The organism is Pseudactinotalea sp. Z1739 (assembly GCF_049725055.1).
Taxonomy (GTDB): Bacteria; Actinomycetota; Actinomycetes; order Actinomycetales; family Beutenbergiaceae; genus CALKWS01.
In genome coordinates this window covers 1-14,722 of sequence record NZ_JBMPQA010000023.1, presented here as the reverse complement: position 1 = coordinate 14,722, position 14,722 = coordinate 1, and the positions used below count along the sequence as shown (strand labels likewise).

Genomic DNA, 14,722 nt, shown 5'->3' with positions numbered 1-14,722 from the left:
GACCACCTCGATGCGGTCGCGGAACTCCTGGGTGTGCTCGGCCAACCAGTCGGTGAGTACCTTCGCCGAACGGCCTGCTTGCACATCCAGCAGCCGCGCCGGCCCGGTGCCCTCGATCGTGGGGGTCAGATCTACCAGGATCGTGACATACGAGTCCTCACCGCCGCCGCGCACGTGTTTCCACTTGTGCTCATCGACCCCCAAGATCCGCACCCCTTGCAGGTGGGTCGGGTCGTCATAGACCAGGGTGCGGGCGGCATCGACCGCGAGGTTATTGACCAGGTCCCATCCCAGTCCCAGGGCCCGGGCCACGGCGCTGATGCTCATCTTGTCGATCGCCAAGCGCTGCAGGATCCACCGGGTGCACCGGTTGGTGGTCTTGGCCCCCACCGCGGCGCAGTCCAGCCGTTGCTGGAAGATCCGCTGCGGGCACTGGGTCCCGGTGCACCGATAGCGAGGCAGGCGCACGTGCAACCTGGTGGGATGGCCGGCCACCGGTACGTCGGTCAGCACCCGCACCACGTGATCCCGCAGGACCCCTTCGGCCCCGCAGGACGGGCAGAACGGCAACCCCTGGCGCGGTCGGGCCTGGATGATGGTGACGTCTGCGGCGTCGATGCTGGCCCCGGTGATCATCAGGTCCAACTCCGCGGTGCGACAGATGACATCAGCAACAGGGCAACCAGAAACAGCGGCAGAGCAGGTAGATTTCATCGCGGGCCTTGGGTGTTTGGATCGGACTGGTTAGCACCTCCAATCCTCACCCAAGGCCCACCTGCTCCCAGGCCCACCACGCCGCCTGATCAGCCCCTCAACGCACCCTCAAACCGGAAGAGCCATCAAGCCGCCCATGTTGGTGAAGAAGGGCACCGTGAACAAACCCATTCCGCCACCGACACCGGCAGTCGCAGAGCCCGTGACCCACCGCACCGACCCGATCACGAACGGGACTGCACCCGCCAACAACGCCGCGCTGAGCAGTCGCATGACCAGAGAAGCACGATCCCAGCGCAGTGTCTCGCCACCCAGCGCTGCGGTACCAGCAGCGATCAGGACGTAGTAGCCAGGCGGGTGATGCACCATCCCATCGCGTCCGAAGTCGTCCAACGACGTCGCAGCCCCCAGCGTCGCCCGATCCTCAGGCGCGACGAACTCCGTGAGCACCTCTCCCTCCACAGGAAGGCCGGCCTCCCGCATGGCCTGTCCGGTGCTTCCGAGGAGGGGTGCCTCGTACGGTAGGGGCCATCCCCCACCCTGCAACAGCCGGCTAACGGAGTTGAAGTGCTCTTCTTCATCGGGACCATCGAAGTGCGGAATGGTGAGCGACCAGAAGGTCGCCGTGAGAAAGAACAGCACGGTAACTGCCGCAACTACACGGTGATAGTTCCGACGCTTTGGGCAAGCGCGCGCACGGCGTTCCGGCACCGCAGCCGAAGCGGCGTCGGCACTGCGCCGATTCGAACGCAGTTCAGTCAAGACCGCCATTTCACACACCACAGCGTCATGGTCGACATTGGCCACCCGCATTCACGCGTAGGACGCCTCGACACGTAAACGATACGTAGGAAACGCATCCACGAAACCACGTCGTCCGCATCCGATGCTCGCATGCTCTGTTCGGCTCCAGGGCCTACGCCGCGACCCACCAGCGACCGCGACGTCCCGGGCAGCATGCCCCGTCGCTGTCGGGTACTCGCTGCAGGTCGCATTTCGAGCACCTCCTCGTCACGTTTGCCGACTCACGACCCTTTCGATGACTGACACTTGCTCCATGGCGCGGGCGCGCACCTGCGGGAGGGCCACTGAGATCTGCGCGGCAACTTCATCACGATTCTGAATGAGGTCGTCCAACATCTGGCGGATGCGCTCCGGAGTGGCGTCACTATGTGCGACAGCCAGTTCGGCTAATCCGAACATCTCCAGGACTTCCCGATACTTGTGGCTCCAGCCAATAACGAGCGTCGGAACACCCGTAGCGAGCGACGAGACCATGGCGTGGAATCGGGATGCGATGAAGATACCGCACCGGGAGATCAGGAACCGCAGCGTCTGCGAACTCAACTCGTCATCAACGAACAGTACCTTCTCCGGCCTCGCGACTCGAGCCTGGATTTCCCGACACACGGGCAGGTCATTGTTGTGTGTCTTTGCCGTCTGCGCCCGTGCACTGTGGGCCACGAGAAACACAGGTCGGTTGAGAACCTCGGTAACGTAGTCGATCTGCGCGACTACCTCACTGATGTAGTCGTCGCCACGGGCTTCTGCCGACTTGCGCAACACGGCACTCGGCGAGACACCGACAACATCACCGTTGTCGAAGAAGCCGACATCAACCCGCTCACCAGCCGCGGCAGCATCGGCATCGCCAACCTCCAGAGTGAACGCAAGGTCGGCGCCCTCCTGCACGTTGGTCAGCCCAGTGGCGACGAGATGATCGTGTGTAACTGCACCGCGCGAGATGATCGCCGCCATGCGCGGCAGCAGGATCTTCGCAGCAAGCCGGTTCAGCGGCTCGTTGAAGGGGCCCATCGCCTGGGCGACCTTCACGACAGGCGTTCGGACAAGGAGCGCGGGTAGTATGCTCGCAACGTTGTAGATGAGGTACTTGCCGCGTCCATCGACGAATGTGATACCCCCCTCGTCCAGGAGGACATCGGCATTGGCGAGCGCTCCAATCTCCGGTACTGCGCGCTCGATTGCCAGCCGCAGCGGCGGCAACAGTCTGTGGAGCAGGCTCGCGCCATTGATGAGCACTCCGAGGCGCAACGGACTTGCGTCCAACACGCGCAGGTTCGGATATGTATTGAGTCGGGCGTCCGCGCTAGGGTACATGCTCAGCAGAATGAAGCGAGCCTTGTCATTCCTCTTGGACAGGTGCTGGACTGAACTCTCGAGCATTGCAGCCGCACCCTTGTTGCCTGACAAAGCAGAGCCGATGATTGCGATTTTCATGAGACGCCTGTCTTCCTTGAGGTAAACGTGAGTAGACCATAGATGACTGCTACAACCCCATCGCCAAGCGTCGCGAAGAGGCGTGCGGCCAAGGCCAGTACGATGGCCTGCTCAACCGGCAGGTATGCGACGCTAAGGAGCACAAATACCGATTCACGCACGCCGACCCCGCTAGGAACAAACACGGCGAGCAGGCCGGCAGCACCAGCGAAGATGTAGGCACAGGCTAACGGGATGTAGTCAGATACGGGAACGTCGAACATTGAAATCGCTATCAGAACGGCTCCAGCGCCGTTCACTACCCGAGGTACCAAGTACTGCAACTGGTACTTGAGGGCCTGCGCAGACCCTAGGAAATACGCTTGGGGCACCTCACGCTTGAATACCCTCCGGGCGACATGGTTGGTTCCCCATCGGAGGATCGGCCTGCTGGTAAGTAACAGCAACGGAACAACTGAGGCCGCAGTTACGACTACGACGCCGCCCTCGCCCAGTTCAACACTTCCCAGCATCAACAGAATCAGCCCTGGGGGGATAATGGATCCGATAATCAGGAAAGCGTTCTCATAAAAAAATGAAAGCGTAGTAAGAGAGCGTGAAACATTCCTCGATCCCGCCCACGCCAACTTGTTCGCTACCGACCCTACCTGGCCGGGAATGTACTTCAACAGCCAGGATAGACAATGCACGCGGACACTCTCGAGCAAGCCAACACGAATCTCGCCCAAGTGAGCAACCATCCGCCCCCACAAAATGCCTGAAACAACTACGGCGGAAGCGAACAGGAGGACCGACCCTGCAATCCATGCATCCGGGCGTAGATCCAGATCGGCTAACGCGTCCCAGTTACGCACGAGAGCACGTGCGAAGAGAACGCCCACCACGGCGACTATGACCGCAGTGAGCGTCACCCGGATCACACGGCGGTGTTTGAGTGTCAGAGTTCCCCTACTTCGCAACGTTGAATCTGCGCAGTACGTCAAGGGACTTCTTAGGCGACGACGCTACCAAGGCGTCGCGATCTGCATACCCCACGGCGATCAGGCAAATCACACGCTCATGAGGCTGAAGGCCCAGGGCTCTCGCCATCTTCATCTCAAGGGGTTCGAAATCTGGCCAGTTGATCACGGATGAACTTAGTCCGAGCGTCTCAAGCGCGTAGAGGAATCCCATAGTCGCGAGCGAACTGTCGATATAGATCGCGTGTCGATCTCGTGGCGAGAAGTAACTATCGAGATTTCCTTTGACCACCACAATCGCTGGAATCTGATGACTATACCCAGCCGTGCCGAAGGGAATCGACGCAACCTTCTTGACCAGTTCAGGGTCGTCGAAAATAAGAAACTCGTACGGTAGCCGGTTGCATGCTGTCGGTGACTCCCGGGCAACCTGGAGTGCTTGATCGAGAAGTTCGCGCGGGACAGGGCGGTGCTCGAACCATCGGACCGAACGCCGCTGCTTGGCCAGAGCAAGCAACTGTTCGAAGGTGATATCGCTGGGCTTGATGTCCCGTTGCGGGTAGGGACGCATCGGGATCCCGTTAGTCTCACCCTCCGGCTTTGGAACGGCGGCGAACCTATCCCGCGCGCGATCCACAACCGGATCCCCTGGAGCGATGACGTCGAAATACTCGGTGAGAACTTCGCGTGCCCACAAAAGTTCAATCGGGTCGATCAGTCGACCTTTGGGCCCCTCGGTAACCGCGACTCGATAGAAGTCGACTGTTTCGGCGATGTAATCCACCGCGAAAACCGGTCGTCGGGGCTGCATTGACATGCCCTTTTCCAACCGATGAATGTTACGCCGAAGTTCGACATGAGTATTACGCGAGGTGCTCAGACGCCGATAGTAGGCGCGACGGCCAGCAAGCACCGCGAACTGTTCGCGGTTGAAGGTGAGGAAGGCAGGCAGAGAGTAGGCAGTAGCAGGAAGCCGATGCGATCCGACCACCGTGAGGATCGCACGGTTTCCACCCTCAAATACTCTGCGAACTAGCGGGATCGCAAGAGTATTCTTGGCCAAAACCTTGAGCCTGCCAATCATCGCGTCTCCTGTTGCTCGCTCTTCCGCAAGCCATCCACACCATCGTTGACCATCGCCTTAGAACTCTCTAAGACTTGATCGTTCCCGTCCTCTGCTATCTGGGGGCGAGCACCCGAAGCCTTGGGGCTCCCGTACGTCGTCCGCGTACCTGCGTCCGGCTTTCTGAGTTCGTACTTCATGGTCGTAGGTGCCGGCCTGGAATACTGAAGTTCCTTCAATCGCTCGAGTTGCTCCTCGAGCAGGACCCGGTTGCTCCGTTGCAGATCCGCGATGACCAGGAGCGCCAAACTGAGAAGGCCGCCGACCAACATCGCACTCCCGAAGATGAGCGATTGCACGTGACCCGCCCCGCTTCCTTGCAGCCAGAACACGATGAATCGCACGAACGGTATGACCCCCGCTACCAGGAGGATCGCACCGAGACCACCAAGGATGACGTGCGGTTTGTACATCAGGTAGGAGCGTGTAATCGCAGAACCCGACTTGGCCATGTGTTGGCCCATGTTGGTGAATAAACGGGACTCGCGCGTCTTAGCATTGGTCGTGATCGGCAAGGAGACGATCCGGAGGCGCTTGTTGCCCGCCTGAATAATGGTCTCCATGCAGTAGGAGAACTGCGTCAAGACGTTCAGTCTCAGAAGGGACTGCTTGGAATAGGCACGGAAACCGCTGGCTGCATCGGGAAGATCTGTGCCGGCCGCCCGATTGACAATGTGTGAACCGAAGCGTTGCATCGTCTTCTTGAACGCGGAAAAGTGCGCAATCTTGGCGGTCTGTCGGTCTCCTATGACGACATCTGCATCACCTCGCACGATCGGTTGGACTAGGTCCCCGATGCGCTCTGAAGGATACTGGTTGTCGCCATCGGTGTTGACCACGATGTCGGCACCATGGGCGAGCGCGTAGTCGACTCCATCACGAAACGACCGAGCAAGGCCCATGTTCTGGACGTGGGCCACCACGTGGCGGACGCCACGGGCGCGAGCGACCTCGACCGTACGATCCGTGGAGCCGTCGTCGACGATGAGAATCTCGATCGAGTCAATCCCGGGGATCTCCGTCGGTATGTTCTCAAGAACCTGAGGGAGCGTCTGCTCTTCGTTTAGGCATGGAATCTGGACAAATAGTTTCATGACACTCACGTCTCGGCGGGGATGGGCTCCAGCCACCACGCGATCAAGTTCGCTTCAGGTCAGGCCGGACGCAGCCATCGTAAACCCCACCAGAGGCTCCTCCGACTTTCGCTCAGGGTACGCCGCAGATCCGCGCAACCCCACCTCAGGGTTCAGTCTCCTGAACAGGCATCACCTGGGCATCTTGAGAACGCCGAACCTTCCAAGCACCCAGAATGGAGTTCACGACGAGCGTGATCGGCGCGAGCGCCAGTAGAGCCCCCATGGCGGCCAATTGTCCCGTTGTCCCGGGACTCCACTGCACCCACCGCGTGAACGCGTCGATTTGGCTCTCACCCGGCCCCACGTAGGAGGCGGCGAACCACACGTAGAGGCCGTAGGCGCTCACCAGCAGGCCGACCACCACCAAAGTGGGGTTCAAGAACGCAGCACTACGTTCGCTTCGTCTCAGCACACCCCACACGCCGAGCGCCGCAAGGACTGTCAGTGCCACGAACGCGGCGAAGAAGTACCTTCCCTGCAACCCGACGAGTTGACCCAACCGCTGGTAGTTGAACAGGCCGCGTACTGCGACCGCCACGATGAGGCCTCCCGCAAACGAGCCGATAGTGAGGACTTCGGCCCACAGACGGCGCGCGTTGAACAGGCCGACTGTGATCAGTGCGAGCGCAAGGAGGGTCGCCCCTACTACGAAGGCTCCCGGCAATGGAACCTCCAACCAACCGAATCGTCCCCAGAAGGACTGGGTCAGCATGTCCCAGGCGCGGCCGAAGTACCAGTCGATGGGTTGCTGGCCGCCTCCTTCAATCGGTTGGCGGTTCATTCCCGAGGGCTGGAACTGTCCATAGAGTAGATAGTTGCGTATCCACCACCAGCCGCCGATAGCGAACGCGACAGCCATTGCAAGCGATGCGTGACCCACTCTGCGTAGCCACTGACCACCCTCGGCACGAGAGAACAAGTAAGCGAGCAGCACCATTGGAACACTAAAGGCCATGAACGCCTTGGTCAGCAATCCTGCTCCAACCGCGACGCCTGCAAGAAGCGTCCAGCGCATCCGCAGATCACCGCCCACCACGCGCAGGCTGGCGTAGGTGGCGATGGAACCTGTGAGGACCATCAGGGCATCGTTTGTCACGGAGCCGCTGATGAATCCGAACTGTGGAACAAAGAGTGGCACGGTTGCAGAACCCAATGCGAGGTGCTGCGAGTCGGTAACCACACGCACACTTCCGGCTATCAGCGGAACCACGGGGATCGTCAACAGGATGCTCATCAACCGGAGTGCCAGCAACTGCAGATCCCAACGGTCTTCTGCCATGCCGATAGCCGTGAGTCCCCCGGCCAGCAGCCCGTAATAGAGCGGCGGGTGCTGGCTCATCTGGTCGATTCGCGTCTGTCCCTCCACATCCAGGGCACGACCAGCATCCAAGATGATCCGGTTCTGATCCGGTGTAGGGGTGACGTCGACGAACCAACCGTACCCAGAGCCCCAGTTCTCCCGCGTGCTTCCTGGCAGGCGGGCGAGATACTCCGCCTGATCCATCGCCTCGGACATGCCAGCACTCATCCGAGCATCACCCACTGGTGGCCACCCCCCACCGTGTGCGAGCCGCATCACCGAGTTGACGTGTTGAGGTTCGTCCGGTGTGCGGTAGGCATGCGAGACAAGCGCCCACGCCGACATCACCGAGAAGACAGTCAGGGTAATCAGGATGAGGGAGATCCGATACCGGCGTTCCGTCATGCTTGAGTGCGGCGTCGACTCAATTGGACGCCCGGCGCTACTGTCCACCATCGAGGTATAACTCCAACGCACCCCACTGGTCGGGCATCGTCAGTCCCGTGGCTTCCAGTTTCGTCAGGTCCAGGGTGCTGACCGCCGGTCGTGGCGCGACAGGCTGGTCGGTACCCGCCAGATACTCGGACGTGGCCACCGCATTGACGTCACTGGTGTCGCGGCCGGCGAGGGTGTACACGCGGCGGGCGATCTTCGCCCAGCTGGCCGGTTCTCCGCTGTTCGTGGCGTGGTAGGTGCCGTGGGCGGCACGGGAGTCGAGGAGGTGGACGGTGGCGGCGGCGAGGTCTGAGGTGAAGGTCAGTCGGCCCACCTGGTCGTCCACCACGTTCGGTTGTACGCCCCGCTCGGCGAGGGAACTCATGGTGCGGACGAAGTTCTTGCCCTCCCCGACCACCCAGGAGGTGCGGATCAGGTAGTGCTGCGGCACCTGCTGCACCGCAGCCTCGCCGGCGGCCTTGCTCTGCCCGTAGGCACTGACCGGGCTGACCGGGTCGGTCTCGAGGTAGGCGCCCCCCGGTCCGGACCCGCCGTGCCCATCGAAGACATAGTCGGTGGAGTAGTGCACCAGCGTGAAGCGGTGCTCCTGGGCTGCTCTGGCCAGCGCAGCGACCGCCGTGGCGTTGACGGCCCAGGCCGCCGCGCGACCCTGTCGGGTCTCGGCCTGGTCCACGGCCGTGAACGCAGCGGCGTTGATCAGCACGCCGACGTCACTGAAGTCGAAGTCGGCGATGGCAGAGGGGTCGGACAGGTCCACCTCCTGCCTGGACAGGACGTGCGCGTGCGGCAGCGCCGCCCGCAGTGCAGTGCCGAGTTGCCCGGTGGCGCCGAGGATCACCGTGCGCGCAGGTGTCACCGGGCTGGCCTGGGCGAGGCGGGGGTGGTTGCGGTCCTTCTCCGAGATCTTCGCGCTACCCAGCGGGATGGGCCATGGGATCGCCGCCGACTCATCGGCGAGGTTGAGGTGGGAGTAGGACGCTTCCGGGGACCAGTGCGCGTTCACCAGGTAGGAGTAGACGGTGCCATCGACCAGGGTCTGGTAGGAGTTGCCGACCCCGCGGGGCACGAACACCGCTTTGCCCTCATCGAGTTCCTCGGTGTGCACGGCGCCGTACCCGGGGCCTTCGCGAAGGTCCACCCATGCGCAGAAAGCCCTGCCGTGGGCGATCGACACCAGCTTGTCCCAGGGTTCGGCGTGGATGCCGCGGGTCACCCCTGCGGCGGCGTTGTACGCCACCGAGTGTTGCACGGGTGCGAAGTCGGGTAGCCCGAGGGCGACCATCTTGGCCCGCTGCCAGTTCTCCTTGAACCAGCCGCGGGCATCCCCGTGGACCGTCAGGTCCAGGACCAACAGGCCGGGGATGGCGGTGCTGTGCACGGCGAGTTCGTTCGGGCCCGTCACGTCACTGTCCCCGGGCTGCGTACTCCGACTCCACCGCGTCCTTGTGCGGGCGCCACCAGTCGCTGTTGTCGCGGTACCACTCGATCGTGTCCGCCAGCCCGGCGCGGAAGTCCGGGAACTGCGGCTCCCAGCCCAGTTCGGTGCGCAACTTGGTCGAGTCGATCGCGTACCGCAGGTCGTGCCCGGCGCGGTCGGTGACGTGGTCGAAGTCGTCCTCTGGGCGGCCCAGGATGCTCAGGATCATCCGGACCACCTCGAGGTTGTTCTGTTCCCCGTCGGCGCCGATGAGGTAGGTGTGCCCGATCTGTCCCCGGTTCAGGATGGTCCACACCGCCGAGGAGTGATCGGCTGCGTGGATCCAGTCCCGCACGTTCTCGCCGGCTCCGTAGAGTTTGGGCCTGCCCCCGGCCAGCACGTTCGTGATCTGGCGGGGAATGAACTTCTCGATGTGCTGCCAGGGCCCGTAGTTGTTCGAGCAGTTGCTGATGGTGGCCGCCACGTCGAAGGAGCGCACCCACGCCCGCACCAGGTGGTCGGCACCGGCCTTGGACGCCGAGTACGGGCTGGAAGGCACGTAGGGAGTGGTTTCGGTGAACCGTGCCGGGTCATCCAGTTCGAGGTCGCCGTAGACCTCGTCGGTGGACACGTGATGCAGGCGCACCCTGTGCCTGCGGACCGCCTCCAGGATCTCGAAGGTGCCCACGATGTTGGTGCGGATGAAGGGGCTGGGATCGCGCAGACTGTTGTCGTTGTGTGACTCCGCCGCAAAGTGGATCACGGCGTCCTCGGCGCCGGCGAGGCTGCCCACCAACGAATCCACCAGGGCCGTGTCGGTGACATCCCCTTCCACCAACTCCACGCGATCGCCCGGCAACGGCTCCAGCGCCTCCGGCGAGGCCGCGTAGGTGAGTTTGTCCAGCACCACCACGTAAGCGTCGGTGTGCTCCACCAGGTAGTGCACGAAGTTGGAACCGATGAAGCCGGCACCGCCGGTGACGAGAATCCTGCGCATTACTGCACTGTAGCGAGTCTGCGGGGTCTAGCCGAGCGACATGCGCCAAAGAGTGAAGCCATCCGTTATCGGCACACGTACCTCCTGGCGCAACCGCCTGGCTGCGATCCTCGGCAAGTTGCGCAAGACTGCGCGTATGCATGGAATCATCCTGGCCGGAGGATCCGGCACCAGACTGAACCCGATCACCTTGGGCGTGAGCAAGCAACTGGTCCCTGTTTATGACAAGCCGATGATCTACTATCCCCTCTCCACGCTCCTGCTCGCAGGGGTCCAAGACATCCTGGTGATCACGACGCCACATGACGCACCGCAGTTCCACCGGCTACTCGGCGACGGCGCACAGTTCGGCGTGAACATCTCTTACGCGGTCCAAGATGAGCCGAACGGGCTCGCCCAAGCCTTCGTACTTGGAGCGGACTTCCTCGGCGCCAACACCGCTGCCCTCGTGCTCGGAGACAACATCTTCTATGGCCCCGGCCTCGGATCTCAGTTGAAAAGGTTCGAGCAGATCGACGGAGGAGCCGTCTTCGCCTACCGAGTGTCTGACCCGAGTTCCTACGGGGTTGTGGAGTTTGATTCCACTGGACGGGCGTTGTCATTGGAGGAGAAGCCAAGTGCGCCCAAATCAAATTACGCAATCCCCGGCCTCTACTTTTACGACAACGACGTCGTCGAGATCGCCCGCCGTCTTCGGCCATCTGCCCGCGGAGAGTACGAGATCACAGACGTAAACCGGGCATACCTGGAGCAGGGACGCCTCCAGGTTCAGGTCCTCCCCCGAGGGACTGCCTGGCTCGATACCGGGACGTTTGATTCACTGCTTGAAGCCGCAGACTACGTCAGGACCATCGAGCACCGACAAGGTCTCAAGATCGGCTCACCCGAAGAAGTCGCATGGAGGCAAGGATTTCTCACCGACGAGGACCTCCGCCGTATCGCCGAACCCCTTCAGAAGTCCGGATATGGCGACTACCTCCTCGGGCTCCTCGAGCCGTAGTCAGGTGGCGCGCCGTCCGAGAGTTGATTGCACTTGGGTGAAGCGGTCACGGTGTGCGGTAGATCCCGATCCGAGCGCTTCCGTTGCCATTCCAATCACCCGCGATCGGCAGGTCCGAAGCAAGTCCATAGGTCTGCACCGCGCTAGCTCCCCCACCGAACGTGTTTCGGAAGTAAAATGTCGTCCCACGCCGTATGGCGAACGTATCCCGCCCATTGCTATTCCAGTCCCCGACCAAGATGTCGTCGCTTGACTGACCGTAGTTCGTGATGATTTGGTCTGCCGTCGCTCCACCGAAAGTGTTGCGCAAGTAGAAGGTGCCACCGCGCCGGATCGCAAACGTATCGCGCCCGTTACCATTCCAGTCTCCGACCAGAAGTCTGTCATTCGCGCTTCCGTACTTGCTGAGGACTTGGGATGCTGAACCCCCGAATGTATTTCGGATATAGATGACGCCATCCCGTCGAAGTGCGAAGGTATCCCGGCCATTACCGTTCCAGTCTCCTACAAAAAGCTCGTCGCTTGCCCGTCCATATGTGAAAACCTGGTCGGGAGATGAATATGAGTTGGAATTGTTGATGGAGATTCGATTGCCGACACGCACCGCCGGCGTGTCTATCCCGTCTCCGTTCCAGTCCCCCACAAACACTTCCGCGTTGCGTGCGCCGAAATAGTATGAGTAATTCGCTGATCCAGTGAAGGTATTGTTGAGCCGATACAAGGTCGGCATCTTCGTTCGAACGAGGTTGCGAATTGTGCCCAGTTGGTTCTGGATCCGGCCGGGACAGGTGGTGTTTGATACATCACGGTGTCCGAAAATGCGAGGAAGATTCTGTCCTGCTGGTCTCGTGGGGCTACCAGGCGAAATCATGCCGCTTCGCGTATCGACCGCGATGCCGGCCCTGCTGAATTGCCACGCTATGACGTTCGCCATGGAGTTCAATACAGCCGATGAGGCATTCATAGAACTGTAGTTACCCATCACCGATATTCCGAGAGTTCCGTTGTTGAAACCCAATGCGTGGGCGCCCTGCGTCATTTGGCCCGGCTGCGCGGTTCGCGATCCGGTACGACCTTCGTAGATGCGACCAAAGCGGTCGACGAGGAAATTGTAGCCGATGTCTCCCCAACCATTCCCATCTCGTTGGGTGGCATGGTAGACGTATATGCCCCGCACCACTCCCGGTGCCTGTGCCTGTGTGTAGTTGTTGGTGCCGGCAGTGTGGTGGACGACAGCAGCGCGTAGGGCCCGAGGCTGCGGTGTCCACCGCATTAGGGATTCGTCTGCGCCCCACTGAACACGCGTCTGAATCGTGGGTTGGGGCAGGTTGGGGGACATCGGCTGAAGGCCGCTCGTTGTCAATTGGGGGACTATCGAGGAACCCGTTACACCCGACCCGGCGAGACCAGCGGCACCATTACCGCCCTCAACCTCCTGCCCTTCGTCACGGTCGGCGCCGCCCCCCTCGTCGACGCCGTCCTCCTGGTTGACGTCGTCGTCCTGGGTGGTGGCGTCGTCGCCCTGGTTGACGTCGTCGTCCTGGGTGGTGGCGTCGTCGCCCTGGCTGGCGTCCTCGTCCTGGCTTCCGTCGTCCTCCTGGTCGACCTCGCCGTCCCGGTTGGCATCTTCGTCCCGGTTAGACTCCACGTCCTGAGGAGCGTCAACCAACGACTCATCGAACTCGACGGTGAGGTCTTGGTCGGGTTCACTCTGCGGCCTGTCGCCTGGTGAGTCGTATACCTCGAGATCGTGCCCATCGGCGTCGGCTGGGATGAGATGCAATCGAAGGTTCGAGGGGATTCGCGCCGCATCGCCCAAGACCTGTGCCTGGACTCCTACGGCACCTCCTGTGATGAACGGATCCGTGCCGCTCGCTGGCGATCCGTCGAGTCCGCCGTCCGCATCAACCTCGAGCCACTCCGACCAGGTGTCTCCCTCGAGCACGCGCAGGAAGATGTACGTGTCGTCCGTCAAGGGCGTATCCGGGTCCCAGGTTAGGCCCGCGACGACGAACTCCTCGGTCTCGGTGGGAGTTGTGAGGATTGCGGGAAGATCGCCCGCCAGAGCACTGCTGCTCGCTTGACTGCTCTCCGCTCGTCCAGCCTCAGCGGCCGGCGTAAGATCGCCCGAGTGATCGGTCAGGGATACCACTGTGACAACGTCACTTCCCCGGCCGGATCCACTCCCCGATCCCGAACTGTCGGTCGGCGAAATCCCCATTGCGAGCAAAGTGGCCGCCATGGCTGCGCCAACGGCGGTTTGGATCCCCGACATGACTCTCCCTCAAATCGAACTGCAGGCGGCTCCATATTGGCCTGCCCAGGGCGCCACCCGCTCCTGCCACGCCGTGGCAGTCCTATTTGGAATGGCCATCGCCTTTGGAATGGCCATCGCCGCTCTCTCCGGATGCCAAGCCGGCGGATCCAGCAGCCGCAGCCTTATCGCGCAGGAAGTGCGACAGGACAAAGAGAAGGATCAGTGTCATCGCGACGAGTTCACCACCGGACTCGAGCATGACGAGAGTTGCGAGGTAGATCCAGTCAAGGCCATCGCGCACCATGACGTAGACCATGTCGAGGCCCACCGCGAAGGCCAACAGAATCAGAACCAGACCTGCCAAGTTCCACGAACTCCGTCGCACCTCGCTCGAGCTGGCTCTGTGTAACGACAAGAAGCACCAGGGGCACGAGGCCGAGCGCGGCCCACGTGAGGAGCTCACCGACGTCGTCCGGACGCAGCCCCATCGGCGCTGGCAGATCGAACGTCGTGCGCAGGTACCGCGAGCCTCGTTCATGTAACTCAGCCAGGTCGTCGACCGCCATCACAACGAACAGCAGAGCCCATGCACTGTAGACGGACGCTTGAGTCCTTCGGCGTGTCAGGATCAGAAGGAGTACCGCAGCCGCAACCAACTGGGTCGCTCCGAGGATCTCAAGGAAACTGCGATCCTGTTCTCCGTGCCAGCGCCAGTAAGAAAAGAAGCCAAGCGCGTCGTATCTTCGCGCTGCAATGTGCGCGACGAAGCCCAGCATGAGGACCAGGTCGATGAGAAAGAGTGTGATCGCCCAGATCCAGATCGTGCGTGGTACGGGCCTTGCGCGTTGCGCCCGTCGAGATCGGTCCATGTCCGCATTATGCGCCTGCACCGTTAGCCCTGCGTGAGGAACGGCTTCCCTCGGGCCGGCACTGTCACGATCACGCCTGTGGGCACATCCCGGCCATCGGTCTGTAACGACAGACGGTACTCCCCCGGGATGCGTCGAAATTTCGCCACCAGTCGCGCGCCGCGGTTGTCAGCCACGATCGAACCGGTGAACTCCTCCATGGAGTGAAGTCGCACGGAGGAGTTGATTCTTGACTCGCCCTCGATGTGAACCCCAC

The 14,722-nt window shown here is 61.7% G+C and carries 13 protein-coding genes; 1 reads left to right on the top strand and 12 read right to left on the bottom strand.

Annotation, left to right across the window (positions count from 1 at the left end):
- The 9 genes from ACO0LV_RS18260 to rfbB form a co-directional block, all read right to left on the bottom strand.
- A partial coding sequence (locus ACO0LV_RS18260) for a transposase family protein (protein ID WP_424786278.1) occupies positions 1–636 on the bottom strand: 636 nt, incomplete at its 3' end.
- Between the two features lie 186 nt (positions 637–822).
- Complete coding sequence (locus ACO0LV_RS18255; RefSeq protein WP_424789350.1) at positions 823–1,521, bottom strand: hypothetical protein; 699 nt, start codon at positions 1,519–1,521, stop codon at positions 823–825.
- A gap of 204 nt (positions 1,522–1,725) precedes the next feature.
- Positions 1,726–2,952, bottom strand: coding sequence for a polysaccharide pyruvyl transferase family protein (locus tag ACO0LV_RS18250; protein ID WP_424789349.1), 1,227 nt, complete (start codon positions 2,950–2,952; stop codon positions 1,726–1,728).
- The gene (locus ACO0LV_RS18245) at positions 2,949–3,872 is read right to left on the bottom strand and encodes a hypothetical protein (RefSeq protein WP_424789348.1); all 924 of its coding nucleotides are present in this window, start codon (positions 3,870–3,872) and stop codon (positions 2,949–2,951) included. The genes ACO0LV_RS18250 and ACO0LV_RS18245 overlap by 4 nt, the downstream gene beginning before the upstream one ends.
- A gap of 28 nt (positions 3,873–3,900) precedes the next feature.
- Positions 3,901–4,995 carry a nitroreductase family protein gene (locus ACO0LV_RS18240; RefSeq protein WP_424789347.1) on the bottom strand — a complete coding sequence of 365 codons (1,095 nt, stop codon included), beginning with the start codon at positions 4,993–4,995 and terminating at the stop codon, positions 3,901–3,903.
- A complete protein-coding gene (locus ACO0LV_RS18235) occupies positions 4,992–6,128 on the bottom strand; it encodes a glycosyltransferase (protein ID WP_424789346.1) in 1,137 nt (378 codons plus the stop codon). Before ACO0LV_RS18235 ends, ACO0LV_RS18240 begins: the two co-directional genes overlap by 4 nt.
- Positions 6,129–6,273: 145 nt before the next feature.
- Positions 6,274–7,923, bottom strand: coding sequence for a DUF2142 domain-containing protein (locus tag ACO0LV_RS18230; protein WP_424789345.1), 1,650 nt, complete (start codon positions 7,921–7,923; stop codon positions 6,274–6,276).
- On the bottom strand, positions 7,913–9,328 hold the full coding sequence (rfbD, locus tag ACO0LV_RS18225) for a dTDP-4-dehydrorhamnose reductase (RefSeq protein ID WP_424789344.1): 1,416 nt from the start codon (positions 9,326–9,328) through the stop codon (positions 7,913–7,915). Before rfbD ends, ACO0LV_RS18230 begins: the two co-directional genes overlap by 11 nt.
- Before the next feature lies 1 nt (position 9,329).
- On the bottom strand, positions 9,330–10,340 hold the full coding sequence (gene rfbB, locus ACO0LV_RS18220) for a dTDP-glucose 4,6-dehydratase (RefSeq protein ID WP_424789343.1): 1,011 nt from the start codon (positions 10,338–10,340) through the stop codon (positions 9,330–9,332).
- A gap of 136 nt (positions 10,341–10,476) precedes the next feature.
- On the opposite strand from rfbB, the gene rfbA reads away from it, so the two are divergent.
- Positions 10,477–11,340 carry a glucose-1-phosphate thymidylyltransferase RfbA gene (gene rfbA, locus ACO0LV_RS18215; RefSeq protein ID WP_424789342.1) on the top strand — a complete coding sequence of 288 codons (864 nt, stop codon included), beginning with the start codon at positions 10,477–10,479 and terminating at the stop codon, positions 11,338–11,340.
- Between the two features lie 46 nt (positions 11,341–11,386).
- Here the strand turns inward: rfbA and ACO0LV_RS18210 are convergent, their stop codons facing one another.
- From ACO0LV_RS18210 to ACO0LV_RS18200, 3 genes are all read right to left on the bottom strand, one after another.
- A complete protein-coding gene (locus tag ACO0LV_RS18210; protein ID WP_424789341.1) occupies positions 11,387–13,615 on the bottom strand; it encodes an N-acetylmuramoyl-L-alanine amidase in 2,229 nt (742 codons plus the stop codon).
- A gap of 82 nt (positions 13,616–13,697) precedes the next feature.
- Positions 13,698–13,961, bottom strand: coding sequence for a hypothetical protein (locus ACO0LV_RS18205; RefSeq protein ID WP_424789340.1), 264 nt, complete (start codon positions 13,959–13,961; stop codon positions 13,698–13,700).
- Between the two features lie 528 nt (positions 13,962–14,489).
- The coding region (locus tag ACO0LV_RS18200) for a hypothetical protein (RefSeq protein ID WP_424789339.1) at positions 14,490–14,722 on the bottom strand (233 nt) is incomplete at its 5' end.